Source organism: Brevibacillus sp. NRS-1366 (genome assembly GCF_050467985.1).
This window is the reverse complement of record NZ_JBITPN010000054.1, coordinates 1-24637: the sequence shown is the minus strand read 5'-3', so window position 1 is coordinate 24637 and position 24637 is coordinate 1. Positions and strand designations below refer to the sequence as shown.

At 47.1% G+C, this 24637-nt stretch carries 25 protein-coding genes and 1 riboswitch; of the genes, 4 read left to right on the top strand and 21 right to left on the bottom strand.

Annotated elements, in window-relative coordinates; all coding sequences use genetic code 11:
- The coding region (tnpA, locus tag ACIFQN_RS31395; protein ID WP_429836988.1) for an IS200/IS605 family transposase at nucleotides 1-251 on the bottom strand (251 nt) is incomplete at its 3' end.
- Nucleotides 252-957: 706 nt separating this feature from the next.
- On the opposite strand from tnpA, the gene ACIFQN_RS31390 reads away from it, so the two are divergent.
- Nucleotides 958-1161: a hypothetical protein gene (locus tag ACIFQN_RS31390; RefSeq protein ID WP_429836987.1), complete on the top strand. Its 204-nt coding sequence runs from the start codon at nucleotides 958-960 to the stop codon at nucleotides 1159-1161.
- A gap of 42 nt (nucleotides 1162-1203) precedes the next feature.
- Here ACIFQN_RS31390 and thiM read toward each other — a convergent pair whose 3' ends face one another.
- Complete coding sequence (thiM, locus tag ACIFQN_RS31385) at nucleotides 1204-2013, bottom strand: hydroxyethylthiazole kinase (RefSeq protein ID WP_429836986.1); 810 nt, start codon at nucleotides 2011-2013, stop codon at nucleotides 1204-1206.
- A gap of 22 nt (nucleotides 2014-2035) precedes the next feature.
- Nucleotides 2036-2521: a hypothetical protein gene (locus ACIFQN_RS31380; protein WP_429836985.1), complete on the bottom strand. Its 486-nt coding sequence runs from the start codon at nucleotides 2519-2521 to the stop codon at nucleotides 2036-2038.
- A 339-nt stretch (nucleotides 2522-2860) separates the two neighbouring features.
- On the opposite strand from ACIFQN_RS31380, the gene ACIFQN_RS31375 reads away from it, so the two are divergent.
- Nucleotides 2861-3952, top strand: a complete 1092-nt coding sequence (locus tag ACIFQN_RS31375; protein WP_429836984.1) for an N-acetylmuramoyl-L-alanine amidase — start codon at nucleotides 2861-2863, stop codon at nucleotides 3950-3952.
- A gap of 103 nt (nucleotides 3953-4055) precedes the next feature.
- Here the strand turns inward: ACIFQN_RS31375 and ACIFQN_RS31370 are convergent, their stop codons facing one another.
- From ACIFQN_RS31370 to ACIFQN_RS31325, 10 genes are all read right to left on the bottom strand, one after another.
- A complete protein-coding gene (locus tag ACIFQN_RS31370; protein ID WP_429836983.1) occupies nucleotides 4056-4712 on the bottom strand; it encodes a YitT family protein in 657 nt (218 codons plus the stop codon).
- A 462-nt stretch (nucleotides 4713-5174) separates the two neighbouring features.
- Nucleotides 5175-5948, bottom strand: coding sequence for a polysaccharide deacetylase family protein (locus ACIFQN_RS31365; RefSeq protein WP_429836982.1), 774 nt, complete (start codon nucleotides 5946-5948; stop codon nucleotides 5175-5177).
- Between the two features lie 204 nt (nucleotides 5949-6152).
- Entirely contained in the window at nucleotides 6153-6935 is a 783-nt protein-coding gene (locus tag ACIFQN_RS31360) for an ABC transporter ATP-binding protein (protein WP_429836981.1), read from the bottom strand.
- A gap of 4 nt (nucleotides 6936-6939) precedes the next feature.
- Entirely contained in the window at nucleotides 6940-7977 is a 1038-nt protein-coding gene (locus ACIFQN_RS31355) for a FecCD family ABC transporter permease (protein WP_429836980.1), read from the bottom strand.
- 1 nt (nucleotide 7978) lies between these two features.
- Nucleotides 7979-8974, bottom strand: coding sequence for an ABC transporter substrate-binding protein (locus ACIFQN_RS31350; RefSeq protein ID WP_429836979.1), 996 nt, complete (start codon nucleotides 8972-8974; stop codon nucleotides 7979-7981).
- Between the two features lie 246 nt (nucleotides 8975-9220).
- Nucleotides 9221-9367, bottom strand: a riboswitch (cobalamin riboswitch).
- A gap of 157 nt (nucleotides 9368-9524) precedes the next feature.
- Nucleotides 9525-10478, bottom strand: coding sequence for an MBL fold metallo-hydrolase (locus ACIFQN_RS31345; RefSeq protein ID WP_429836978.1), 954 nt, complete (start codon nucleotides 10476-10478; stop codon nucleotides 9525-9527).
- Nucleotides 10479-10601: 123 nt separating this feature from the next.
- Complete coding sequence (locus ACIFQN_RS31340; protein WP_429836977.1) at nucleotides 10602-10862, bottom strand: YbaK/EbsC family protein; 261 nt, start codon at nucleotides 10860-10862, stop codon at nucleotides 10602-10604.
- On the bottom strand, nucleotides 10855-11025 hold the full coding sequence (locus ACIFQN_RS31335; protein WP_429836976.1) for a hypothetical protein: 171 nt from the start codon (nucleotides 11023-11025) through the stop codon (nucleotides 10855-10857). The genes ACIFQN_RS31340 and ACIFQN_RS31335 overlap by 8 nt, the downstream gene beginning before the upstream one ends.
- Nucleotides 11013-11222, bottom strand: a complete 210-nt coding sequence (locus tag ACIFQN_RS31330; RefSeq protein WP_429836975.1) for a hypothetical protein — start codon at nucleotides 11220-11222, stop codon at nucleotides 11013-11015. The genes ACIFQN_RS31335 and ACIFQN_RS31330 overlap by 13 nt, the downstream gene beginning before the upstream one ends.
- A 188-nt stretch (nucleotides 11223-11410) precedes the next feature.
- Nucleotides 11411-12172, bottom strand: coding sequence for a MerR family transcriptional regulator (locus ACIFQN_RS31325; RefSeq protein ID WP_429836974.1), 762 nt, complete (start codon nucleotides 12170-12172; stop codon nucleotides 11411-11413).
- A gap of 452 nt (nucleotides 12173-12624) precedes the next feature.
- Between ACIFQN_RS31325 and ACIFQN_RS31320 the strand changes: the two genes are divergently transcribed.
- A complete protein-coding gene (locus tag ACIFQN_RS31320; protein WP_429836973.1) occupies nucleotides 12625-12798 on the top strand; it encodes a hypothetical protein in 174 nt (57 codons plus the stop codon).
- 135 nt (nucleotides 12799-12933) lie between these two features.
- On the opposite strand, the gene ACIFQN_RS31315 is transcribed toward ACIFQN_RS31320, so the two are convergent.
- The 8 genes from ACIFQN_RS31315 to ACIFQN_RS31280 all read right to left on the bottom strand — a co-directional run bounded on the left by ACIFQN_RS31315 (nucleotide 12934) and on the right by ACIFQN_RS31280 (nucleotide 22297).
- A complete protein-coding gene (locus ACIFQN_RS31315) occupies nucleotides 12934-13866 on the bottom strand; it encodes a manganese-dependent inorganic pyrophosphatase (RefSeq protein WP_429836972.1) in 933 nt (310 codons plus the stop codon).
- 220 nt (nucleotides 13867-14086) lie between these two features.
- The gene (locus ACIFQN_RS31310; RefSeq protein ID WP_429836971.1) at nucleotides 14087-14626 is read right to left on the bottom strand and encodes a GNAT family N-acetyltransferase; all 540 of its coding nucleotides are present in this window, start codon (nucleotides 14624-14626) and stop codon (nucleotides 14087-14089) included.
- 944 nt (nucleotides 14627-15570) lie between these two features.
- Nucleotides 15571-16752 carry a M24 family metallopeptidase gene (locus ACIFQN_RS31305; protein WP_429836970.1) on the bottom strand — a complete coding sequence of 394 codons (1182 nt, stop codon included), beginning with the start codon at nucleotides 16750-16752 and terminating at the stop codon, nucleotides 15571-15573.
- A 95-nt stretch (nucleotides 16753-16847) separates the two neighbouring features.
- On the bottom strand, nucleotides 16848-17843 hold the full coding sequence (locus ACIFQN_RS31300) for an ABC transporter ATP-binding protein (RefSeq protein WP_429836969.1): 996 nt from the start codon (nucleotides 17841-17843) through the stop codon (nucleotides 16848-16850).
- The gene (locus tag ACIFQN_RS31295) at nucleotides 17833-18834 is read right to left on the bottom strand and encodes an ABC transporter ATP-binding protein (RefSeq protein WP_429836968.1); all 1002 of its coding nucleotides are present in this window, start codon (nucleotides 18832-18834) and stop codon (nucleotides 17833-17835) included. The genes ACIFQN_RS31300 and ACIFQN_RS31295 overlap by 11 nt, the downstream gene beginning before the upstream one ends.
- Nucleotides 18835-18848: 14 nt before the next feature.
- Nucleotides 18849-19766, bottom strand: coding sequence for an ABC transporter permease (locus ACIFQN_RS31290; RefSeq protein ID WP_429836967.1), 918 nt, complete (start codon nucleotides 19764-19766; stop codon nucleotides 18849-18851).
- Between the two features lie 10 nt (nucleotides 19767-19776).
- Entirely contained in the window at nucleotides 19777-20694 is a 918-nt protein-coding gene (locus ACIFQN_RS31285; protein WP_429836966.1) for an ABC transporter permease, read from the bottom strand.
- Between the two features lie 13 nt (nucleotides 20695-20707).
- Complete coding sequence (locus ACIFQN_RS31280; RefSeq protein ID WP_429836965.1) at nucleotides 20708-22297, bottom strand: ABC transporter substrate-binding protein; 1590 nt, start codon at nucleotides 22295-22297, stop codon at nucleotides 20708-20710.
- Between the two features lie 243 nt (nucleotides 22298-22540).
- Here ACIFQN_RS31280 and ACIFQN_RS31275 point away from each other — a divergent pair, with 243 nt between their 5' ends.
- A complete protein-coding gene (locus tag ACIFQN_RS31275) occupies nucleotides 22541-24424 on the top strand; it encodes a helix-turn-helix domain-containing protein (RefSeq protein WP_429836964.1) in 1884 nt (627 codons plus the stop codon).
- The last annotated feature ends 213 nt before the right edge of the window (nucleotides 24425-24637 follow it).

Sequence of the window (24637 nt, the reverse complement as noted above, 5' to 3'; positions counted from 1 at the left end):
CCTTTCACTTTTGCCATAATAGCAGCAGGACTCAATGTTGGTAGCGCATTGAGAAACATATGCGTGTGGTCTTTGTCGCACTCAAGGGTAACGATCTCCATTTTAAGCTCCTCGCATACCTCATGCACCAATTCCTTGAAGCGATGTTCTACCTCTGATTTGAGAAATATTTTCCTCCTGTATCTTGGGCAGAATACAAAATGATAGTTCAATAGAGATACAGTTGTGCTTGTTCTTCTATATTCGTTCATGACTACATTGTATCAATTTGGATAATAAACTGCGACAAAAAGCGAAAAATAAAGGATATAGACCTTTCGGATACTTGATGCACCACAAACCTCCGTTTTTAGTGGCACTCCGTATCCGACCTCCCTTTCATCCCACATCTAAAGAAGTGGGCTTTCCCGTTCGGGAAATATGTAAAATTGGCCGCATTCGTCGGTCTTCCTAAAAAACAGCCATTTGCCTAAAGCAACCATACTCACTTCGCAATATTCTGGAACTAATTCTATTCTGGTATGGTGGTGATCGCAGGTGGGCAGAAGAAGAAAAGGTGCAGTACGATTGCCATGTTTATACGGAAACTGGTGTGGTCCCGGTTGTTCTGGGCCCGCTCCACCCATTGACGACATCGACAGGTGCTGCAAAATGCACGATTTATGCTATCAAAAACGAGGTTATTTTTCTTGTAGCTGCGACCAGGAGCTTTTGAAGTGCCTCTCCAACAAGATTGATCATAAAACAGAAAAGGGCAGGATGGCTGCCCTCATTTCTGCCTATTTTTCCAAAGCCAAGTGTCTTCCAGACAAGGATTAACCATCTTGGGTACTTGCTGGATCGAATTCATGCCTAGCCAAAATTCGGTAACAAATTGGTCATGATTCCGACAAATTTCCCCTGCAATTCCCTGTATATTTTTGGTACTCTATTGAGTGTTCAAGGAGGGTACACACCGTGGAATTGCACATACGCACTGACGCCAACAATGCAGTGGCGCTACAGAAAGAAATCATTTGTCATGGCATCTCCATTGCTTATGTACGTCCGTTTGAAAATGATCAAGTAGAGTTCGTATTCCTCGCTATTTCGGAGCACCAGAAGAAGCTGCTATCATATACGTTACGAAATTATAGCTACGCCCTAACATTTCTCGCCTAGTCGCAGTCACGATCATTTTCTCCCCCTGAGGGGGGATTTTTTTTATACTCGTTCTTCCAACTTGCCCATTCTTCTCACGTCATCCGGCGTTATCATAGCCAATGAATCTAATAACCGAATTTGAAAGCTGCCTGGGCCCTCGTGCTCCCCTTTTTCGGCGGCCAACTCCGCAGCAACACCATAACAGACAAGAGCGGATGCTCCCGCAACAAGCGTATCTGCTTCAATAGCTGCGAACGCCCCCATAACCGACGTCAACAAGCAACCGGTTCCCGTTACTTTGGTCAAAATGGGATGCCCATTGTGGATAAGATACGTAGTCTCTCCGTCTGAGATTACATCTGTCTTCCCAGTTTTGGCAACAATAGTTCTAAGCTGTTTTGCTGCCGTTATCGCCAGGGAAACGGCGTCTTTGTCTGCATCGCCTGCATCGACTCCCTTAATTTTCCACTGTTCACCTATTGTGTTCGCGATTTCGGCTGCATTCCCTCTGACGATCGCAACATCCAGTTCTCGGGCGATTTTTCGAGCAGTCTCTGTTCGATAGGGGGTAGCTCCGGCCCCTACTGGATCAAACAGGACCGGAACCCCATGTTCATTAGCTGATTTCCCTGCGATCAGCATACCTTCTACTTCCTGCTCGTTTAAGGTACCCATATTCAATACGAGTGCTCCTGCTATTTTGGCCATGTCAGCGACCTCTTGCTTCGCATAAGCCATAACGGGCGATGCTCCTAGCGCCAACAATCCATTGGCCGTAAAGTTCGTCACGACCACATTCGTTATGTTATGAACTAACGGATTTATCTCTCGTAAGTTACGTAGTGTTTGTCCAATCCGGTCTAGATTCATGGTAGCTGCCCCTTTCTTTCCATCACAAAGATTCAGGAAGCATTTTATGTACAGCCAAAACTTCTCCGAGCTCTGGATGGTCCTGTCTTACTCCTATGATGATATAGGAACGTTGCAAAAGAGGCAATTCTCGCATGGAAGCCAAGACCTTCCACCGCTTCTTGTTCGTGCATATCACTCGGCTATGAAACAAATAATGCCCTGCTCCTTCTTTCAAAATATGAATCTCTTCTATGGATGCCGTGATCTTTATTCTGTCATCTGAATGAGAAATCCGGTTCTCTTCCACCCACTTCTCTTTCATTTCCTCCACCTTCAGCGCTTTCCACCTATCCAAAAATTCCCAGTCCCTGGAATGAGGAAAAATGTGCTTCGTTTCCTCTAAAAAATCGTTGTACTCTCCATGAAGTTGATCAACATAGTCATCCATATCTTCAGAGATGACCCGAATCGAATCTTCACCACATGTCCGAATATGATGCGCCAGGTATTTGAAGGACTCAATCATGTCAAAATCTCCCCACCCCCACGCTTGCTCGCCGAATACTCCCCCCCGGGTTCGGCATTTGGTACAACTGAAGAAATAATATGTAGACATTGTAAAACCCCTATCTCCCTTTTTTGTCTCTATTCTGGTATCGGAAAAGGGAGCCATGCAATTAATGTTACATTCGGACCTATTTTTTAAAAAAGAATGGTAATTCTTGTGAATCCCCTTTATAAATGGGAGCTTGATCCCGATTTTCCTATACAAAATCAGGAAGAAATACACTATTAGAATTCCCTAATCTTCCTTATCATTGTCCAGAAAGACATATCCGTCATCTTACTATCAGAGGTACATACCATGAAGAAATTTATTGGAAAAATCCCCCTTATTGTCAGTCTCGTCATGATGCTTGCATGCCCTGATCCATTAACAGCAAGTGCCGATACGCTCATCCGCGCAAAAGTAGTCGCCACATCTTTAAACGTGCGAAGCGAGCCAGGAGCAGGGGCATCTGTGGTCGGCTCTCTCTCATATGGAACCATGGTATCCATCTCCAAAGAATCGTATGGTTGGGCCAAAATCAGTACCAATCAAACCACAGGTTGGGTCGCAGGATACTATTTGCAAAAGACGAGCACAGAAACCGTCCAATCAACAAAACCAGCAGCCTCCTCTGGCAGTAAACGCGGAACGGTTTTGGCCGACGCTCTGCGTGTACGAAAAGGACCCGGACTGGAGCAAGGAATCGTTCATGTATTATCAAAAGGAACGACGCTTGAAATTTTAGGTCGAAAGCAAGACTGGTTACAGATCAGGACTTCTGATGGAAAAGCAGGCTGGGTGTCTGCCACCTATGTCGGAGATTCTTTGAGCAGTGGAGTGTCCAAAGTCAACAAGTCCCCCGGTCTCAAAGGGAAGGTAATCGTGATCGACCCGGGACACGGGGGCAGCGATGTTGGGGCGATAGGAATGAAAACAAACATCGAGGAAAAAACACTGAATCGAAATACAGCCCAACAATTAGCGAGTAAGCTGCGTCAACGAGGCGCCCAGGTCATCATGACCAGAACCGATAACAATGAAAAGCCTTCCCTTGCTCAGCGAGCTGCGATCAGTAACGCTAAAGCCGCCGATGCGTTTATAAGTATTCATTACAATTCTTCAATTAAGCCGACAAGTGGAACGCTGACATTTTTTTATTCGGAAGCCAAAGATTATCCATTGGCCAGATCCATTGAAGCACGCCTGCGAAAAAACCAGGGACTACCAAGTAATGGCATCTCGTTCGGGGATTACCATGTACTGCGTGAAAATGCGAGGCCTTCGGTTTTGGTAGAGCTTGGCTTCTTATCCAACCCAAAGGATGAAGCGGTTATTCGTACGGCAGGCTACCAGGAAAGAGCTGCACAGGCAATCGCCGATGGCCTCGCTGATTATTTTCGTAATTAATCACCAAGAAAATGAAAAGGGCCTGCCGACATCATGCCGACAAGGCCCTTTTTCTTGCTCGTTCTATATGTATGTTTCACAACGAGTACCATTCATGTTCGTATTAACGGTGTGTCATAGAGACGTTGCCATGGCCGTGGCTTTCATCTTCAGCGTTCACTCCAGAACCAGCTTCTACTGTCCAGGTAATGACTCGGCTGGAAATAATAACAGCCAGAATGGTGTAAATCATCTCTTTCAATGGTACGTACCAGAACGACAGACTGAGAACCATAACGTCCAGTAAAAGAAAAATCGTACCGATCGACAACCCCGTGTACTTGCTCAGCAACAAGGACAAAATATCGTCCCCTCCAGTTGCTGCTCCATACCGCAGCACCAGCCCCGTTCCCAGCCCGGTCAACACGCCGGACATTACAGAAGCAACAGGCATCATGTTGCCCAGGTCCATCACAATCGGGGAATACTGCTCAAAGCATTCATAAAAACCTGTAAAAGCAAGTGAAGCCAATATGGTATCCCAGATAAACTGACGTCCTCTGACCAGACAAGCCACCAAAAACAAAGGGATGTCTAACAATAGCATCATCATCGCCGGAGACAAGTCAAAGGCGTATTTGGCCAATAACCCCAGACCGACGAATCCACCCTCTGACAAGTGGTTCTGAAAATTAATGTGATAATAGGCAAAAGCAAGCAAACATGCACCAAACAAAATCAAACTGTAACGTCGAGATACTTGCAGCGCTCTCCTCATCATGGATTCCTCGCATTTTTGTCGGTTTTGGCACAGACAACCAACCGACTACGGAGGAACTTCGTAAGATAAAGCTGCTACTCATACAAATGGCCTCGCTTTCGTAGTAGGTTGGCGTCCAGGTGACGTTCGACTACTACGAAGCTAGATGTAGGAGAGGTCATACCGTTTCCAGATCGTCCTATGGGGACGCATGGTATCCTGATCCCTTCCATTGCTTTTCATCTATTATAACACAAAAAAAGGGAAAAAACGAGTGATACTCGCCTTCTCCCCATGTATTTCGCCTCTTCTTTGGAAGGAACCAATGTTATCTGTTTTTGATCATGCATATCACTCTTCTCCGTAAAAAAAGCGGTGGTAAATAAAGTCTTTAACCACCGCTGTCAGTTTTGGGCTACATCTCCCATATGTTCAGTTGTAAATAAGAGCCTAACCCTACTCTTTAATTTTAGCGAAATGATGTCAACTGTCTACGATGTCCAAGAAGTGAATGTCGTAGATTTCCTGGATATTGTGTTCAAACAGCAACTCGGAAACCGTAACAAATCGATACCCTTGTTTTTGCAATGCGGGAAGGATGTGTTTTAACGCCTGGACAGTCTGGCTCCGGTTACCGCCGTGGTCGTGAAACAGAACGATATCTCCACCACGCGAGTTGTTGACCACCTTTTTAACGATCTTCCGTGCTCCCGGCCGTCTCCAGTCCTGCGTATCTTGATGAAAAGACCACAATACGGCGGTATAGCCAATTTGTTTAACTGCGTTGACCAGCGTTTGGTCAATGTACCCGCCGGGAGGGCGAAACAGAAGAGGAGGCTTTTGTCCGGTCGCCGCCACGATAGCCCGTTCAGTTTGAGCCAGCTCTTCTTGGATCTGATTCGTTCCAAGGCGTGACATTTTCGGATGGCTATACGTATGATTGCCGAGTTCATGACCTTCCTGAACCTGCCGCTGAGCCAGTTTCGGGTATTTCTGCACTTGCTTCCCCGTTACAAAAAAGGTAGCTCTAGCATGGTATCGCTTGAGCAGTGCTAGAATTTGGGCCGTGTAAAGAGGATTTGGGCCGTCATCAAAAGTCAGCGCGATCACTTTTCGGTTTGTGCGCACATCCCAAACAACTCCTTGTGCTTCAAAGGAATGGCGGTCAATCGTCGGTTTTTTGGCATCACCTGAATGGGGACAAATTAACTCAACGGTGAAAACAATCAATAAAATGATCAGTAGTGGTCTGTTCATGGTCGCTCCCTAGATGCAGCTCTCGTATGCTTTGCATTTTCCCATCAAGTGTATGAGTTTAGGAAAACGTTCCTAGTGTATATACTGCTCTAGAGTTTACATAAATATTAAAGAACCATATGCTCTTCCTTACCTTCTATCTATTGCAAAGACGAAACCGCAGTGGTGAGCATTCCATATACCTTCGCCCACCTGATTCCTCCTCTACCCTGAAGACCCTGATTTCAAGATAATTTGCGGCAAGTGATGTATCGGGTGCTCCATGACGATGGGCCTTGTACCATACACGTCTTCGATCAGCCCGCTTTGCAAAATTTCTCTGGGGCTCCCTACATTGACCTGCTTTCCTTTGTGGAGCATTAAAATCCGGTCACAGTACAGCGATGCCAGATTCAAATCATGCAAGACAGCCACTACTGTCACTTGTGTGGTCTTTTGCCAGGTGCGAACGATATCCATCAATTGAATTTGGTAGCCTATGTCCAGATAGGTTGTGGGTTCATCCAGCAACAACAGCTTTGGCTTTTGAACAAGTGCCTTGCCCAAGGCGACCCTTTGCTTTTCTCCTCCGCTCAATTCATCCAGTGTACGATTCTCTAGATGATTCAATCCGAGCATCCCCATGATCTCGTCAATGAGCGTGCTAGCATCCTCTGCCTCTTCCCCCAACCAATTCTGGAATGGAAAACGCCCCATCTCCATAACCTCTCGAACGCGAAAACCAACAGGGGGCAACCCTTCCTGCTCCAGCACCGCTAAAATCTGTGCCAGCTCTTTGCGGGAATACTTACGAATTTCTTTTTTGTTGATCAAAATTTCACCTGCATCATAAGAAATGACGCCGGAAATCATTTTTAACAGGGTCGATTTCCCGCTTCCATTGGGACCGATGATGCCGAAAAATTCTCCCTTGCCCACGGAAAAATGGATCCCTTGCAAGACGTTTGATTGGTGATAGGACTTTTCCAGACCATTTACCTTAATCATCTGCCTATCTCCTTCCTAACCGTTTGTTTTGCTTCAACAAGTAGGCAAAGAACGGTGCTCCCAGAAACGCAGTAACGACACCCAATGGGATTTCTGTCGGGCCCAGTAGCATTCTCGCCAGCGTATCCGCCCACAAAACGTAGATCCCTCCGCAAATAGTCGCCATTGGCAGCAGAATTCGGTAATCCGGGCCGACCATCAAGCGTACAAGGTGAGGCACTACAAGACCGACAAAGCCAATGATCCCGGAAATGGAAACAGCTCCAGCCGTCAACAGCGTAGAGACGATGAGCACAATCAGCTTGGTCCGATCCACACTCACGCCCAAGTGCGCTGCCTGCCGCTCTCCCAAGGCAAAAAGATTAAGTGCGCGCGCATACGAAACCAGCACCATGAGTCCGACTACGAGATAAGGAAGCAACACGTAGGTGAAGTCCCAGCCTCGAAAAGACAAGCTGCCCATTAGCCAAAACACAATCTCATTCACAGCTTTGTCGGAGAGCGAGACCATGAACGAAACGAGTGAACCGAGGAATGCCTGAACCACCACTCCAGACAGCAGCAACGTCTCCGTCTGCAGCTTACCTTGGGTATTTGCCAGTCGCAATACGATCCACAAGCTGACAAAGCCCGTAAGAAAGGCGACAACGGGAATACTCCATTGCCCCAAAAAGGTGATTTGCAGACCAAACAAAATAAGGAAAGCAGCACCGACAGCGGAACCAGACGCTACTCCCATTGTATAGGGATCAGCAAGCGAATTGCGCAGCACTCCTTGGAAGCCTGCGCCGGCCAGAGACAGACACGCCCCTACCAATACAGCCAGTACGATCCTGGGAAATCTTACTTTCATCACGATTTGTTCCGATGATTCTGGCCAATTGACGGGTACATACTCGTACAAGCCCGGTACCTGATGAAGCAGGATCAACCATACTTGTGAAAGAGGGAGCTGTGCTGCACCCAGTGAAATACTGATGATCACTGACGCAAGCAAAATAAGGCAGCCCGCTCCTCCCCATACCAATAGACGTCCCTTCATCCTACTTCACCAAGTCAGGATAAATCGCTCTTGCCACGTCAATCAGGCCTTGCGTAATCCGGGGACCTGGACGGGAAAGCGTATTTTGATCCATACCAAAAATCTGTTTATCGCGAATCGCCTTCATTTTTTCCCAGCCGTTTCGCGAAGCGATGATCTCTTCCAGTTTTACTCCTGTCTTCTCGTCAACAATTCCATTTGCGTACAAAATCACATCGGGATCATCCTTCAAAATCTTTTCTTCACTTATTGGATTCCAGCCCTCTGTATCAGACGCGATATTCGTCGCTCCTGCGAGGGTAATGACTTCATCCATGAACTCACCCTTCCCGACTGTCCAGCCTGGGGCAAACTCCATGTACACTTTTTTCTTTTCTTCCGGTTTCACGTTCTTCACTGCGTCTGTCACATACGATATGTCCTTTTTCATTTGGGCAACCAGCTTTTCAGCCTGCTCCTGCTTGTTCGTAACAACGCCCATTGTCAAAATGTTGTTCATGATGTCATCCAGCTTTTTTGGGTGGGTGACATAGACAGGCAGACCGAGCGATTTGAGCTTGTCGGCAACAGGCTTCTCCATAGAGATTCCTCCGACAACGAGATCGGGGCTTTGCGATAGGATCGCCTCTTCATTCGGCTTTACCACTCCACCTACTTTTGGTTTTGCTTTCGCTTCTTCGGGATAATCATCGTAATCAGATACACCGACAACCCTCTCGTTCAGACCTAAAGCAAATAAAATTTCGGTCTCAGCCGTCGACGTTGAGACGATTCGCTCTGGTTGTTTTGGAATGGTTACTTCTTTTCCTGTCGCATCCGTCACCGTGAGTGGATACACCGTTTCTTTTGCGGCACTTGTTGCGGGCTTGGGTTGAGATGCTTCTTGTGCGACTGGGGGTTGTGTATTTGGTGCTGGCTGACTGTTTCCATTTTCAGCGCATCCAACGAGGCTCATCGCGAGCAGAATAGGAATGAATATTGACAACGAACGTTTCATAGTGGGAATCTTCCTTTCTATACTGTGAAGTACGCCAGCTTTTCCTGTATGAGAAAACTCGGCGATACTGAGCCTTTTGGCGACAATAGAGTCGTAGGTGCACTTATACTGGATAAGAATGGGTATAAATTCTTATCTGTATGAAAAAAACCTTTGCTTCCTCATGGGAACCAAAGGTCGGCTGTTCAGGATTGGACAACTGAGATGAATCGTTCCTGAATGGGCCGATCCTTTCCGCGAAGGCGCAGGCACACGAGCAATCAGGCAGGTCTCCTGGCTTACGGCAGTAACGCACCGTTTTACAGTGGCGGGACCGCGCCGGATTTGCACCGGCTTCCCTTTTCACCTCGTTTCCTGTCTAGGAACCAAGGCACCTGTTTGCATAAATACGAGACTTTTGTCGAGCAGATAAGGCTTACCCATCATGATAGCATTCCTCTGCGAAAAAAAGAATGAATATCATAATTCCGCTTGCTCTTTGTATTTGAAAAAGTAAAAACCAAAGTCCATTATCCGACTTTGGCTTCCAGTTAGGGGTAAGGGCACAATTCTACGCTTTTTGTGCCCTATTCTCCAAGTAATCCACGATCCCCATCGAACATACTTGCAAATCCAGCTTCAAGACGCCAAAGACCTCGTGCTGATCGGAAATGCCAACGGAAAGCAAATAATCCGTGACGCGATTCAACAACCGTAGTGTCAGCTCTTTGTATCCTTGGCCTCTCGCCATAACCGTCTCTCCTTCTGAGACAAACACTGGCAGCCATTCTGTCACTTGCCGATAGACGTCCTCTACCTTTTCTGTCCCCCCAAAATGACCAAAGTAAATGCGATCCAGATTGCGCTCCCGATATCGCGCTATGGAATGCAGCATTTCATCAGGGTCAAACTGATTCGGAGAGGTCGAAGGTAAAACGAGATGGATACCATCCTTTCGCAATTGCGGGTAATATACCCCTGCCGTATCTCCAGTGAACATGCCGTTACTGATTGGATCGTAGATGCTGAAATGATGCTTGGCATGACCAGGTGAATCCAAAAATTCCAGCGTGCAGGTAGGCCCAATCGTCAGCGTCTCTTTGTCTGCTTTGATTAGAATGCGATCTTCCGGAACAGGGACGATGGGATCGAAAAACAAATCGAATTGCTCATGGTAGACCGCCCTCGCCCCTGCAATCAGTCGGCTAGGATTAACTAAATGACGAGCTCCTTTTGGATGGACGACGACCTTGGCATTTGGACATTCTTGCAAAAACAAGCCTGCACCACCCGCATGATCCAGGTGAATGTGCGTAACAATGATGTATTTGACCTGATCAGGGGAATACCCCAGCTTTGCCAGTCCAGCGCGGATATGGGGAACGGATGGGCTAGGACCCGTTTCAATCAGGGTTAGCTCCTCTTCTTCTATCACATATGTGCCTGTCCTCTGTGGCTCACCCAAGTCAAAACCGTCAATCAGGTGGATTCGATGTCCCAAATGGAGGGGGTATGTACTTTGCATGGAATCTCACTCCTTCTCTTTACTTAGCCTGTAGCCCGTTGGAATATTTCCACTTTACCATCTATATTTCATCGAAGCGAGACCACAATGTGCACGAGCAATCCGGCCCCTGTGACGCCTTCATCATTTTACAGTGACTACCTGTCCTTTTGTCATTTCAGCTAATTGCTGGGGCGTGAGTCGAAACACGGCTTTCGGATGTCCGGCAGCAGCCCAAATCACCTCATAGGCAAATAGATCCTCGTCAATCAGCGTCTGGATCGAAACGGTGTGTCCAACAGGTGCTACACCGCCTATGACAAAGCCTGTGTGCTCACGGACAAAATCAGCGTCTGCTTTTCCTAGTTTCTCACCGAGCCGCTTTGCCAGTTCTTTTTCATTCACTCGGTTGATTCCACTTGCGACTACAAGAAGAGGCTTGTCCGATCGCGTCTGCTGCCTCTTGCGCCGTCCGCGTGCTATCTGGCAGCTCCACGACCTGATGGGTATACCCTAGCTCCATCAATTTCATTTGCACCTTTTGAGCGCTCTCTTTTAAATGCTCCATGATTGGCTCACTCCTTCAATCGTTATTGGGCACATACATCCTTTACCAAACCGCAAATATTGCAATTGACTGGCAACCAGCTCCCATTCATAAGCAGACGAGGACATGCCCGGAAGAATAACCACTTTCGGTATTCCAGAGCCGCCAAAAAAGAATTCAACTTTTTTGCCTTTAATCATTTCAATCACTCTGCGCATGTGAAAAAAGCCTCCGAATGGATAATAACTCCAGTATAACTTTTTCTCCACATTTTTACATTCTTTACCTATCGTGTTAGGAATCTTGGCTTTTCCTAGCCTTTTGGCGAAGGCTGGGGCTTCATTGAGCTTAAAAAAAGCTGCCCTCTAGAAAGGCAGCGTTCGCGATCACCATTGTTTTTAAACCATTAACACTTCCCCGTATAAATCATGACGGCATCTCTGAGGAATTCAGCAAGACCAGGCTGTTCTTTGTCATAGTACGCCGTGAATCTCGGGTCGTCTACATACATTTGGGCAACTCCAGCATGCGCTTCTTTGCTGTAGCTGTCCCAATAAAAGGTCAGCCATTGTCGGTGCATTTCTGCTACCTTCTGCGCAAGCTCACTGCCAGGATCACCTGATGCAAAAGCTTGGGCGAGAGTCGTGTGAATATCGGCGCCCAACTGCTCCACCCGCGCATACTGCTCTTCTGTCATGTTTTTGATTTTCTTGTTTGCTCTGTCTACTTGTTCGCTTCCATATTTCTCTCGAATTTCTTTGCCATATTGCTTCTCGTTATCGTCTACTAACATTTGTTTGAAGCCTTCGAATTTTTGCTCGTCACTCATTTTGCCGATCCCCTCTCTTTCAGCTAATGTCAATTCCACATTGGCGATTAGCGCATCTAATTGCCGCCGTTTTTCCAGGAGCCTCGTGCGATGCTCCCTCAGTGCATGATCAGCGTCATAGGAAGGTGAGGTTATGATTTCCTTGATCTCCTCCAAGCTCACACCCAGCTCTCGGTAGAAAAGGATTTGCTGCAGGCGATCCACCTCTTGCTGTCCGTAAATGCGATACCCTGATGAATTGATTCTCGCCGGCTTGAGAATGCCAATTTCATCATAATAGCGAAGTGTCCGGGTGCTGACACCTGCCAGGAGCCCTAGCTTTTGTACGGTGTATTCCACTATGATCCCTCCTGACAAATTCATCGTACACATTTACGTACCGTCAATGTCAAACACATTGTTTATAAAAAAAGGCCGGATTATTTATCCAAATAAGCAATCATATACGGCAATAATTAACAAACTTTATGATATAATTAAATAGAAATCTCTAATGAGACCTCCTCAAGGAGAAGCGTTCAGCGCATTTAAAATCTTACACAGTAGAAACGAGAAAGTGTGGCAGAAATGAGTACACTTGAGCGAGGGGTACTTACGTCATTAGCTTTTTGTTCTTTCCATTCGGATTCCTCATGTGGCTACTTTCTTTATTTAGCCAAGATCCGAACATGCAAAAGAATGGGCGAATTGCTTTTTACGTAGCTCTTGTTTCTGCAGGCATCTTTATTTTCATCGGAGTAGCAAACTTCATTATGACCTAGCTTTTTGTAAAACGAAAAGGGGGAGACGCGATGCTATATATTATTGGTTTTGTAGTAGCCGTAGTTGCCGCTGTATATTTCTTTACTGGTTTGCTAAGTCAAAAAGCCAGAGACAAACATGCCATCAAAAATTACAGTGACGATGCATACACACAGCAATACATTCAACATACGTATCATAGTCAGAACAATGGTCCTTTTTAAGCTTCCCATCTAACTGGCATGACTCTTTTGCTAACCGCTTAACGATCACATTCCCTATTCCTAAAGAATGTTTAGACGCTTTTTACAGAAAAAGGCTGCCCCTTCAGGCAGCCTTTCTTGCTTTTCAAAACCTTATTACAGTGCTTGGAAAGTATCAGTCAGCACCGGTACGATTTGTTTTTTACGGGACACAACGCCCTTGAGAATCGCTTTATTGTCAACGAGTGTTACGTTGTACGCTTTTTCTACCGCTTGTGTCGCACTTCCAAGTGCTACCGCTACGGAATCATTGTTCAGAATATCGGTCACGACGAATACGAACAGATCGAGTCCTTTTTCAGCGATAATGCCATTCATAGCCGCTTCCAACTCACTTTGGCGAGCCAGTACATCATTTAGGTCTACCGCATTCACTTGCGCGATTTCTACTTTTGCATTGCCCATTTGGAATTCTTTTGCATCCAAAGAGAGCAGTTGTGCAATCGTTTTATCACTCAGGTCAGCACCGGCTTTGAGCATTTCCAAACCGTACGCGTCGAGGTTCACACCCGCGATCTCAGCCAATTCGTGGGCAGCAGCCACGTCTTGCTCTGTGCACGTAGGAGATTTCAACAACAGCGTATCGGAAATGATCGCAGACAGCATCAAGCCAGCAATTTCTTTTGGAATGTCCACTCCGTTTTCCTTGTACAGTTTTTTCAGAATGGTTGTGGTGCAACCAACTGGTTCCGCGCGGAAATAGAGAGGATTGCTGGTTTCGAAATTGGCAATGCGGTGGTGGTCAATTACTTCGACTACCTGCACCTGCTCAATATCATTGGCGCTTTGTTGGCGCTCATTGTGGTCAACCAGAATCACTTCATTTACTTCATTCGCTACAGTTTCCACCAAGCGTGGTTCCTTCACCTGGAAGTAGTCCAGTACAAACTGCGTCTCACTGCTGATTACACCCAAACGAACAGGCTCTACGTTAGCACCCAGCTTGGTTTTCAGATCCGCGTATACTAGGGCAGAACAAATGGAATCCGTGTCAGGATTTTTATGACCGAAAATGAGCTTTTTTTCCATGATCCATACTCCTTAGTCTTGTTTTTGGCGTCAAAATTATACCACAGGATAGAGGATATTCCCAAGTAACATTATAGGTTCAAAGTTGATGATTGGGAATAAGAAAACATCTATCGATGCCTCTTCAAGGAGGAGCGACGGTAAAGAATAGCAGCCCAAACCCATAAACGGTTCAGGCTGCCTCCTCATCGAAAACAACTTTGCTTTTTCTATATGGCTTTCACTGCTTCAGGCGCAAGACTTCATCTGCATCAGCCAACACCCTGCCATAATAGTGCTTGGAGCGGAAATTATGAATCTCTGCAACTGCTTGAACCATGTTATCCATGATGTTTTCTTGAGAAATGTCATCTTCTGGACTCCAATAGTAAATGTTCATTTCAAAAATGTCGCCGTCCTGATCTTCCCGCCGGTACTGAATCCGATCCGCCTTCACAAACCCGTTTTTTCGGTAAAAGTTCACTCTTTTAACCGTGTCCTCATCTTCCCGATCCACGGGTTCGACTTCGAGCAAGATCATTTTCCCTTTTTGCTTGAGTTGATCCAGCACCTTTGTGCCAATCCCTCTCCCTCTTGTTTCAGGATTGATCAGGAGATAATCAATAAAAACAAACGTTGGGAATTCGGCATAGAGCATAATGTAATCGTCTGTTTCTTCCTTATGATACACATCTTTATCTTCAATCAAAGCATACAGTTGGTCCGGATGCTTCATTTCATGCTCGGGAAAATATTCGTTCAGCCGTTCATACCATTCCATATCGATTCCCCCATACTGGATATCCTTCATTGCAGAATAGCATTTCCACATTGGTCCTCTTACATTACGCTGTTGTTTTCCCTATACTCCATCCGCGATTTCATGAATGCCGATGAGCAGAGACCATAAAACGGGAGCGCGCATGGCTCCTATTGGCAAAATTGGTTCCGTATGCCGCCAGATCGCCAAAAATGACCATTCCGTGCCTTTGCATGCCAAACAGCTCCTTCTGTATAATAAAACCAGCCTTAGAGCTGTCGGGCTCGGCATCATGAGAAAGCGAGCGTGAACCATCGTGTAATCTATCGTTTCTATCTACTTTCTATCTTGGATTATTTAAGAAGGAGAAACGATTTTCGTTGGAATCAACCATCTGGAAAAGTCTATTTTTTTGAATCTATTTTGTCGTGACGATTCATACAGTCGTCATGTCTGTCTTAACATTGGAAGTGAAAAACCCTGCGCGTATTACGCTGACTACACAAGCAAGTCAGTCTTCATGGATCGCCTATACCGAGTCAGACAATCGTAAGTAAGCAAAAGGCACTCTTCCCATCACGTAGAGTGCCTGTTTGTTCTTAGAAGAAAACGGAGGTCGCACCATGCAAGAAATAAAAGTAATTCCTTACGATGAACAGTGGATGTCGATATGTAAACAGGAAGCGAGCACGCCTATGGCCATTTAAAAGAAGAATTGGCACGATGCTTCCCATTCGATGCAAATGCTTATGTAAAAGGGAAAGAATCTTTCGTGCTCGAACTGGAGAAAAAAGCACTGGCTTGGTATTCCCAGCAATGAATTTTTCAAATCAGTGGCCATCCAACTTGTGCTGCAAGCAAGATGCTCCCCCTAGCCTCAGCGTGCCAGGTGGAGCATTTCTATTATCCGAAATTATTCTTGATCGCTTCCAATCCGTCCATCTTGTCGGAGGAAGTGAGGGTCGCTAAACACAAATCATCGAATCCAAATCACGCGGATAGTACGTCAGCATCTCTATGCCGTCCGATGTGACCGCAATCGTATCGGAATGGCGGAATCCACCCAGACCGCGTACATAGATTCCTGGCTCCACAGTCAAAACCATTCCCGGTTGAATGATGGTATGATCGCCAAGGTCAAAGAATGGGGCTTCATGACCAAGTAGCCCGATCGCGTGCCCTGTATGATGGGCAGTCAAATGCTGAATCTCGTTTTCTTTAAAGAAAGCCTGAACTGCTTCCTCCACTTTTGACATAGGGATGCCTGGCTTGATGTTTTGTAAGGCGATATCTTGCGCTTGCACCATGTAGTTGAAATATTTTTCCTGCTCCTTGCTTACCTCCTGCACAAACATCGTCCGCTCCAGCTCGCTGTGATAACCCCACACTTCACCAGCCGCTCCCGTTACCAGTGTATCTCCTTTTTTCAGCACCAGATTTTGTGTCACGGCATGTGGGAAAGCAGACATCGCACCTACTTGTCCGCGGAAAATGGCATAAGCCGTGTTGCCATGCGGTTTGTAATCTGCACCGAGTGTTTCGATCATCGCCATGGTCGCCTCAGAGCTTGCTCTTGTCGTAATTTCGATTTCGCTCAGGCCCGGCTTGGAATACTTTTGCAGCAAACGGTGAGCCAGATTGCCCCAACGGCACGATTCCTTGATCAGTTCGATTTCTGCTGCGGATTTGATGACCCGCATTTCCTCCCCCCAGCCATAGATTGACTGGAATGTCTGCGCTTCCAAAAATTGGCTAACCTTTGGCCCGCGATAGCCCATAGAGGAGCCGTAGCCATCGGCATCGAAGCCTACTCGCTTTCCTGCGAACCCCGCTTCCAGCAAAGCGTCTTTCAAATATTCCATAGGATGGCGCAGTCCTGGATATTCGGGATACGAATGAACCTTGTCTACATAGGCAAACTCTTCTGCGTGCTCATGCTCCAGAGCTGGGACGAACAGATGCGTCTGCTGCTTCGAATCAATGAAAAAACCAATGGGGCGCTCTGTCGGATGAAAATAAAAGCCTGTGAGGTAAAAAATATCCGTGACGCTAAACAGGATGGCGCAGTCCAATTGGTTTTGCTGCAGCTTGGCGAAAAGCTTTTGCTGACGCTCGAGAATTTCTGCTTTCGGGATGGCGAGTAACATAAAATCTCCTCTTTTCTTCATTGGATTGATTTATACAGATAAGAATTTATAACCATTCTGATCCAGTATAAGTGCAACTACGGCTCTGCTGTCGCCTAAAGGCTCGGCATCGCCGAGTTTTCTAATGTGGAATATAAGTGGCAAGCGACGACATGATTGCCCAGATCAACGACAGGCGGCTTCTCTGTCCTGCAGATCTGCATGCAATCGGGACAGCGCGGGTGGAATGTACACCCTTGCGGTGGATTGAGCGGACTGGGGACATCTCCCGTCAGAATGACTCTTTCCCTCACTTCATCAGGATGGGTAATAGGAACAGCCGATAAAAGCGCCTTGGTGTACGGATGCTGCGGATTTGTAAACAACTCCTCTGTCTGTGCCTGCTCCACCAGCTTGCCTAGATACATCACTCCGACGCGATCCGTAATATGCCGAACAACACCCAAATCGTGCGAAATGAAAATATACGTCAGATGAAAATCGCGTTGTAATTGCAGCAGCAGATTAATTACCTGCGATTGAATCGAAACATCTAGAGCGGAGACAGGCTCATCTGCGATAATCAAATCGGGCTGGAGAATGACTGCCTTGGCTATTCCGATGCGCTGGCGTTGACCCCCTGAAAATTCATGAGGATACGAGTGGAGATGGTAGTCAGACAATCCGACGATTTCCAAGATTTCGATCGCCTTCTGGACACGCTGTTCTGGTGTGTACATGCCATGGACGCGCAGCGGTTCGGTTAGGGTTTGCAGAATCGTCTTTTTCGGGTTGAGAGAGGCGTATGGATCTTGAAATACCATCTGCATTTTTCGGCGGAGCTTCCGCATTTTTTCATACGGCAGGTTCGCGATATTTTCTTGCTCAAACCAGATCTCACCCGAAGTGGCCTCCTGGAGCTTCAATATGGCCCGCCCTGTCGTGGACTTGCCGCACCCGCTCTCTCCCACAAGCCCATAGGTCTCTCCCTTATAAACCGTAAACGACACATCATCGACAGCCTTGACCTGCTGCTTCGGCTGAAACCAGCCTTTTTTGATGTCATAGTATTTTTTTAGCTGCTTGACTTCCAACAATGCCTCAGGTCGCATGGGCAACCTCCTGATGCTCGTTTGCGTATAACCAGCAACGGCAGGATTGATGGCGCAGCGTAAAAAGTGGCGGTCGTTCATGCCAGCACTTTTCGATGGCCTGTGAGCAGCGCGGGGCGAATGTGCAGCCTTTCGGAACCTCGTCAGGGCGAGGGACGCTTCCCGGGATCGACTTCAGCTCTCCCTTGCGATCGTTTGCGTCTGGCATCGAAGCAAGCAGACCTTGTGTATAGGGATGGCTCGGTTCATTGAAGATCGAGCGAACATTCGCACTCTCCACCACCTGACCCGCATACATGACGACGACACGGTCGCACATTTCGGCGACTACCCCGAGGTCATGCGTAATGAGCATCATCGCCATCTTTGTTTGTTGCTTGATTTCCTTCATGAGCTGCAGGATTTGGGCTTGGATCGTCACGTCCAAAGCCGTTGTTGGCTCATCGGCGATCAAGAGCTTGGGCTCGCACAGCATGGCGAGGGAAATCATCGCTCGCTGACGCATACCGCCTGATAACTGATGCGGGTATTCATCGACAATCTGCTCCGCTCGGGGAATTCCCACCATTCGAAGCGTCTCGATGATTTTATAGCGGATTTCCTTTTTGCTCATGCGGGTATGCTGCTTGAGCGGCTCGCTTAGCTGCTGCCCAATCGTAAAAACGGGATTAAGTGACGTCATGGGCTCTTGAAAAATCATAGAGACTTCGTTGCCCCGCAGCTTTCGCATCTCCTTTTCGGAAAGATGCGTAATATCCCGCCCATCAAAGAGGATGCTGCCTCGCTCAATATAAGCCATCGGTTTCGGAAGCAGTCCCATCACGGATAGCGACGTGATACTCTTGCCGCATCCGGACTCGCCTACGATTCCTAGTGTTTCGCCCTCATTAACAGTCAGGTCAATCCCATTCACCGCTTTGACAATGCCACCTGCCGTTTTAATATGCGTATGTAGCTGCTTCACTTCCAGAATCGGGGAGCTTTTGCTCATCCACGTCACCTCTTTCAATCTCCCTTTAGCTCCGGATCGAGAACGTCACGCAGCCAATCCCCAAACAGATTTACGCCCAATGCCGTCACGACAATCGCGATCCCAGGGAATGTAATCAGCCACCAAGCACTGAAAATATAGTCTTTACCTTCACTGAGCATATTTCCCCAAGCCGGCTGCGGGGGTTGGACGCCAAAGCCAAGGAAGCTAATCGATGCTTCCGCAATAATATAGGTCGCGATTTGCAGAGAGGAGAGCACGATGATAGGCGTAAACAGGTTGGGAACGATGTGCCTCAGAATGATTTCCCACCGCGGTACTTCTGTTGCAATGCAGGATAGGATGAATTCTTTTTCCCGCAAAGCCAATACCTCACTGCGCACCACCCTGGCATAGACGATCCAGCCTGCAAATACGAGCGAGATAATAATATTTTGCAGCCCTGCCCCAATCACTGCATTAATCACTAGAACCAGCAGAATAAAGGGAAAGCTCAGTTTCACGTCCACGATGCGCATGATGATGATATCTGTCCAGCCGCGAAAGTAGCCCGCGATCACACCCAGAGTGGTCCCAATCAAGCCGGCAGACAGTACCGTGCAGCTTCCGATGATGAGCGACACGCTGGTTCCATGAATCAATCTGGACAAAATATCGCGCCCCAGTTGATCGGTTCCAAGCACATGTCCGTCCGTCATCGGTGGAAGCAGCTTCTTGCTGAATTCCGCCTGATTCGGGTCGTAGGGAGCAACCCATGAGCCGCAGATACCGAGAAAAAGGACCGCTATGATGATGAGAAAGCCTGCCAGACCCGTCGGACTTTTGACAAGTCTGCGCATGTATACCCGCCATTTCGATTCCCTTTTGCGAAATGTTTCTGCAGGACTAAGGTCAGGGTTCACGCCAGGTTCCATAATGGTCGTTTGGTTCATGCAGCTCCCCCTATTTGAATCGAATTTGCGGATTGACGTAGGCGTAGAGCACGTCGACCACAAAGTTAATCACGGAATAAATAAAGGCGATCAAAAAGACACCTGCCATCACGACGGGAAAATCGCGGTTCAACAGCGATTGCATCAAGAGTCGCCCCATTCCTGGCCAAGAAAAGACAACTTCCACGATCACCGCTCCCCCTAGCAGCACTCCCAAATCCAGCGCAACCAGCGTAATGATCGGAATCAGCGTATTTTTCAATGCGTAGACAGAGAGGATTTTATAGGTCGGGACACCGGATGCTTTAGCTGTGCGAATATAATCTTTTCGCAAAACGTCCAGCATCGTGGAGCGGGTGAATCGGGCAAAGCGAGCGACACTGTACGCAGACAAGGTCAGAGCAGGGAGAATCAAATGAATCATTGACCCTCCCCCTCCTGTCGGCAGCCATTTTAGCTGGACTGCAAACAAATAAATCAAGATTAACCCCAGCCAAAAGCTTGGCAAAGCCTGACCTAGCACAGTGAAAGCGACTCCCGTCTGGTCAAATATCGTGTTTCGTCTATATGCCGAGTGAATGCCGATCGGGATCGCGATCAAGAGTGAAAGGCCTAGCGAAGTAAAGGCGAGCTGAAATGTCGCCGGTATCCGATTCAGCACCATCTGCAGAGCATCTTCGCGAGTTCGCAGTGAATTGCCGAAGTCACCCTGCACCGCATTCTTCATGAACTCCGCATATTGAACATACAGCGGTCGATCAAAGCCGAGCACTTTGCGGAATTCCTCCAGCTGTTCACGCGGAGCGTCTGGCGGCAAAAATAGTGCAGTGGGATCACCGGACAGGCGGATGATGAAAAAGACAGTCGTTAGCGCAAGGAAAAGGACAATCACTACTTGACCCGTTCGTTTGATGAGATAATCTAGCATAACAGCCTCCCGCCTACCTCGCCCACTTCATCTCAAACACGAGGAATTTTTCATCCGGCCTCGGCGTAAACTCCAGATTTTTGGAAACAGCGTAGAGATCGCCCTGCTGCCAAAGTGGTACCCAAGCGGCTTCCTCGACCAGGCGATTCTGCAATTCATCGAATGCCTTTTTGCGTTCGGCCGAATCGAAAATAGGCAGCGCTTTTTGAATCATCGCTTCTACGTCCTTATCGTAAAAACCGCTATACGGTGCTTTTTCCGTAAACAGATTTTCGATCGTACTCTGTGCGTCAAAGGCGGGACCCCAGCCCAGGATAAACATATCTTTCATTTCATGCTGACGAATCTTGGCGAGGTGATTCCCCCATTCATTTGCCTGGACAGTTACCTGAATCCCGATCCGTTGCAACTGAGAAGCGATTGCCTGGGCAACATGCGTGTCCATAGGATAGCGACCATTCGGTGTATCGAGTGTAAGCTTTAAGCTTTTCGGGTCTAGATTTACTTCTTTTAGCAAGGCGATGGCTTTATCGGGATCATAGCCGTAATCCTTTGTCTCTGTGTAGTCGGTGTTCACTTTTGATAAAGGTCCTGTCATTTTTGTTCCGTTTCCATTGAGCACGGATTTCAATAATTCGTCCACATCAATAGCGTAATTGAGAGCCTGACGCACGCGCTTGTCCTTTAAAGGTCCGTCGTAGAAATTGTTGAGAGCGAGATAATTGATACGCGAAGAACCGACCATCTCGATTTTGCCGTTGTCACTGCTCTTTACTCGTTCCACAGAATCAACCGGGACGTTTTTGAAGAGATGGATTTCTCCGCTTAGAAAAGCAGACAGCCTTGCGCTGAATTCCGGAATGATTTTGAAGGTGAGCTGCCCAATGGCGGGAGTTCCTTGCCAGTATTCCTCATTTGCCACCAGCTTAAGGGATTCATCGCGCGTCCATTTCTCAAACTTGTAGGCGCCTGTTCCTACCGGATTGGTGGCAGCCTTTTCCAAGCCTACCTCCTGCGTATGCTTGGGTGCCATGATCAAGAGGTCATCGGCAATCCGCAGCAATAATGTAGGAAACGGTTGAGAGGTGGTGACGTGGACCGTGTAATCATCGATGATTTTGACTTCCTTTATATCCTTCCAGCGAGAGCGGTAAAAGGAGTTGTTCTTTTCATCTAAAATGTAGTCGATATTGTACTTGACCGCTTCTGCATTAAAAGGCTCTCCATTCGTAAATTTCACGCCCTGACGCAGCTTGAACTCCCATGTGAGGGGGTCGATGTTTTTCCATTCTGTCGCCAAGCTCGGAATCAAGGCACCTTTTTCATCACGGTCGATTAAGGGATCGTAAATATTGCGGATCTGAATGTCTGTTACGTAGTTGACATCCGTGTTCGCCAGCATCGTGGCAGCATCCGCCTCGAAGCCAATGATCAGTTCTTTCGGTGGATCAGCAGGGGTGTTAGTCGGACTCGCAGACTGGCTAGTTGGCTCTGAAGTACTTGGAGTGGTTGTGGTCGTTCCAGCCGTTTCGGGTGTGCATGCTGTGATCAAAACAGTAAAAAGAAGAAGCAAGTACAGGAACGCATGATTTTTCCGCAACATTTCAATCCCCCTCTTCTCTATTTTTTCCTATAAAACAAAAAATTCTGAATTAGTTTACATTTTATCAAAGTGATTTTTTCTTTCTACGTATGTTTCTATGAAATTCGAAAGCAAAAGTTGTAGGATTTAACGAAAGCTGGAAGGCTGGCGCATTGTTCTGGCCTACCTTTCGTTTTTATAATGGGAGATGGGTGCTTCTTCCAACTCTTCTCTTTCAAAATCTTTTAACAAAAAGGTGGGCCTATGAACCGAGAGCTGAGTCACAGACAATTGCAAATGCTGATTCAAGTGTCTAATGCCATTAACTCCACTCTGGATCTCGATGTTGTCTTCAATACGATCATGAAAGAGACGCTTTCCGTCATCGAAGCGGCTGACGAAGGTTATTTGTTTTTGTACGACCCAGAAGATGATACACTCATCGCCAAAAGTATCTTCCTCCGCAGCAATGATATCCTCTCCGTCGTTCGCCTCAAACCAGGTGAGTCGATGACTGGCATCACCTATATGAACAAAACGTGCACACACTTTCCCGACCGACAAAGCGTCTATCGGGCAACCCGTACAATGTCACAGGCGAATCAGGCCAAATTGCAAGCAGCAGACCCGATTTTTCCCTACTCTGCGGCCTGCGCACCCATCCTGACAAACGGTGTATGCATCGGAGTAATCACGCTGGATTGCTTTCACCCTGACAAATCGTTTCAACCAGAAGATCTGCAATTGCTCGAAGCCATCTCTCATCAAGCTGCCGTCGCCCTGGAAAAAGCTAATCTTTATCGCGTGAAGGAAAACTCCATCTATTTATTAGAAGAAATGAACGTACAAATAAATTTGCAAAATCAATTGCTGAACCGCTCTTTGGAAATCCATCGGCATCTAGCGGACTTAGTTTTGCACGGAGAAGGGGTAAACGCGATTCTGCATTACCTCCATCAGCTTATGGATACGCCTATTCTCCTTCTCGACCAAATGGGGGATTTGATCGCTTCCTCCTCGGAGCTTTTGACAGCAGACGAAGAGCTGAAACTTAATCGGATTCGCACCATGCTTCACTCATTTCCTTCGGGGAGCGCCATCCGTCCACTGACAGAAACATGTGCCACCCCTCATGGTTCTATCCTTTTTCCAATTGGTTCCAAGGTCAACTGTCTCGGCTATCTGGCTTTGCTCAGCTCCGCCCCACTTGATGAGGTGGATAGAGCCGCCCTAGAGCACGCCAGTACCGTCATCTCCTTTGAGCTTGTAAAAGAACAGGCAATCTTTGAAACACAGCAAAATTTGAAGGGCCATTTTATCGAGGAGTTATTTACTGGGAAGATCAGTAATCAGCTTATTGATCAGGCCAAGCATTTGCAAATGGATGCCAACCGCTCTTATCAGGTTCTGATGATTAATCTAGAAAGCACAAACCAGGATTCGACCGATCTGTACAGACGCATCTCGCCTATTCGCAGAAATCTCACCCAAGTCGCCACTGATCTTTTTCTGCAACGATTTCCATACGGCATGATCGTAGCAAAGAATGATCACCTTGTCCTTTTACTCTCGTATGGACATGGCTTCTCGGAAGCAGAGATACAACGATATATAAAAGAGCAATGCCAGCTGTTTGGAGAATATATTCAGAACCAAAAATGGGGACTAAAGGTAGCCATCGGGATTGGAAGTGTAAAACGGGGGTTGCATGAGGTTTACAAGTCTTCAGAGGAAGCGATCAAGTGTCTGCAATTTTTGAAAAACTATCAAACCGAATTGCTGTTTGTCAGCTACACGGATCTCGGAGGCAGACGTCTGCTCCTCCAAAATTCAGCCGACGATCTCATTGCCTATGCACTGGAAGTTTTGGGCCCATTGCTCACCTATGAGAAGTCCAGAAAAAGAGAGTTTCTGCAAACCTTGACGGCCTATCTGGATAACAGTCTCAAAATGAACGAGACAGCCCAAAGCTTAATGATCCATCTCAACACATTGATATATCGAATCAAGCGCATCGAAGAGATACTGGGTATCTCCCTTACTGATCACAAGCATTTCATGGATTTATCTCTGGCGATCCACGTCTATCAATTGCTGGGGGAACAGATTGAACAGCGTTTGGTTCAACGAACGGCTGACGGCCGATAAGAAAACCTCTATCGAGGCTTGTTCAAGGAGGCACGACCGCGTTATAGCGGTAGGTTTTACCGAAGTAATGCTGGATGCGGACGCTGAGGCACTTTGTTATGCGTTCCAGAAAGTTTAAGCCATGTTGCTTTCATGCGGTGAAGAATTTACACTTTCTTACACGTAAAAATAACAAAAGGAAGCCCTCTATATCTGATATGCTCCCTTTCGGGT

Excerpts from the sequence above, each read along its gene's own strand:
- thiM (WP_429836986.1), bottom strand. The coding sequence starts at position 2,013 with ATGAATCTAGACCGGATTGGACAAACACTACGTAACTTACGAGAGATA.
- ACIFQN_RS31380 (WP_429836985.1), bottom strand. The coding sequence starts at position 2,521 with ATGATTGAGTCCTTCAAATACCTGGCGCATCATATTCGGACATGTGGT.
- ACIFQN_RS31375 (WP_429836984.1), top strand. The coding sequence starts at position 2,861 with ATGAAGAAATTTATTGGAAAAATCCCCCTTATTGTCAGTCTCGTCATG.
- ACIFQN_RS31370 (WP_429836983.1), bottom strand. The coding sequence starts at position 4,712 with ATGATGAGGAGAGCGCTGCAAGTATCTCGACGTTACAGTTTGATTTTG.
- ACIFQN_RS31365 (WP_429836982.1), bottom strand. The coding sequence starts at position 5,948 with ATGAACAGACCACTACTGATCATTTTATTGATTGTTTTCACCGTTGAG.
- ACIFQN_RS31360 (WP_429836981.1), bottom strand. The coding sequence starts at position 6,935 with ATGATTAAGGTAAATGGTCTGGAAAAGTCCTATCACCAATCAAACGTC.
- ACIFQN_RS31355 (WP_429836980.1), bottom strand. The coding sequence starts at position 7,977 with ATGAAGGGACGTCTATTGGTATGGGGAGGAGCGGGCTGCCTTATTTTG.
- ACIFQN_RS31350 (WP_429836979.1), bottom strand. The coding sequence starts at position 8,974 with ATGAAACGTTCGTTGTCAATATTCATTCCTATTCTGCTCGCGATGAGC.
- ACIFQN_RS31345 (WP_429836978.1), bottom strand. The coding sequence starts at position 10,478 with ATGCAAAGTACATACCCCCTCCATTTGGGACATCGAATCCACCTGATT.
- ACIFQN_RS31335 (WP_429836976.1), bottom strand. The coding sequence starts at position 11,025 with ATGGAGCATTTAAAAGAGAGCGCTCAAAAGGTGCAAATGAAATTGATG.
- ACIFQN_RS31330 (WP_429836975.1), bottom strand. The coding sequence starts at position 11,222 with ATGCGCAGAGTGATTGAAATGATTAAAGGCAAAAAAGTTGAATTCTTT.
- ACIFQN_RS31320 (WP_429836973.1), top strand. The coding sequence starts at position 12,625 with ATGCTATATATTATTGGTTTTGTAGTAGCCGTAGTTGCCGCTGTATAT.
- ACIFQN_RS31315 (WP_429836972.1), bottom strand. The coding sequence starts at position 13,866 with ATGGAAAAAAAGCTCATTTTCGGTCATAAAAATCCTGACACGGATTCC.
- ACIFQN_RS31310 (WP_429836971.1), bottom strand. The coding sequence starts at position 14,626 with ATGGAATGGTATGAACGGCTGAACGAATATTTTCCCGAGCATGAAATG.
- ACIFQN_RS31305 (WP_429836970.1), bottom strand. The coding sequence starts at position 16,752 with ATGTTACTCGCCATCCCGAAAGCAGAAATTCTCGAGCGTCAGCAAAAG.
- ACIFQN_RS31300 (WP_429836969.1), bottom strand. The coding sequence starts at position 17,843 with ATGCGACCTGAGGCATTGTTGGAAGTCAAGCAGCTAAAAAAATACTAT.
- ACIFQN_RS31295 (WP_429836968.1), bottom strand. The coding sequence starts at position 18,834 with ATGAGCAAAAGCTCCCCGATTCTGGAAGTGAAGCAGCTACATACGCAT.
- ACIFQN_RS31290 (WP_429836967.1), bottom strand. The coding sequence starts at position 19,766 with ATGAACCAAACGACCATTATGGAACCTGGCGTGAACCCTGACCTTAGT.
- ACIFQN_RS31285 (WP_429836966.1), bottom strand. The coding sequence starts at position 20,694 with ATGCTAGATTATCTCATCAAACGAACGGGTCAAGTAGTGATTGTCCTT.
- ACIFQN_RS31280 (WP_429836965.1), bottom strand. The coding sequence starts at position 22,297 with ATGTTGCGGAAAAATCATGCGTTCCTGTACTTGCTTCTTCTTTTTACT.
- ACIFQN_RS31275 (WP_429836964.1), top strand. The coding sequence starts at position 22,541 with ATGAACCGAGAGCTGAGTCACAGACAATTGCAAATGCTGATTCAAGTG.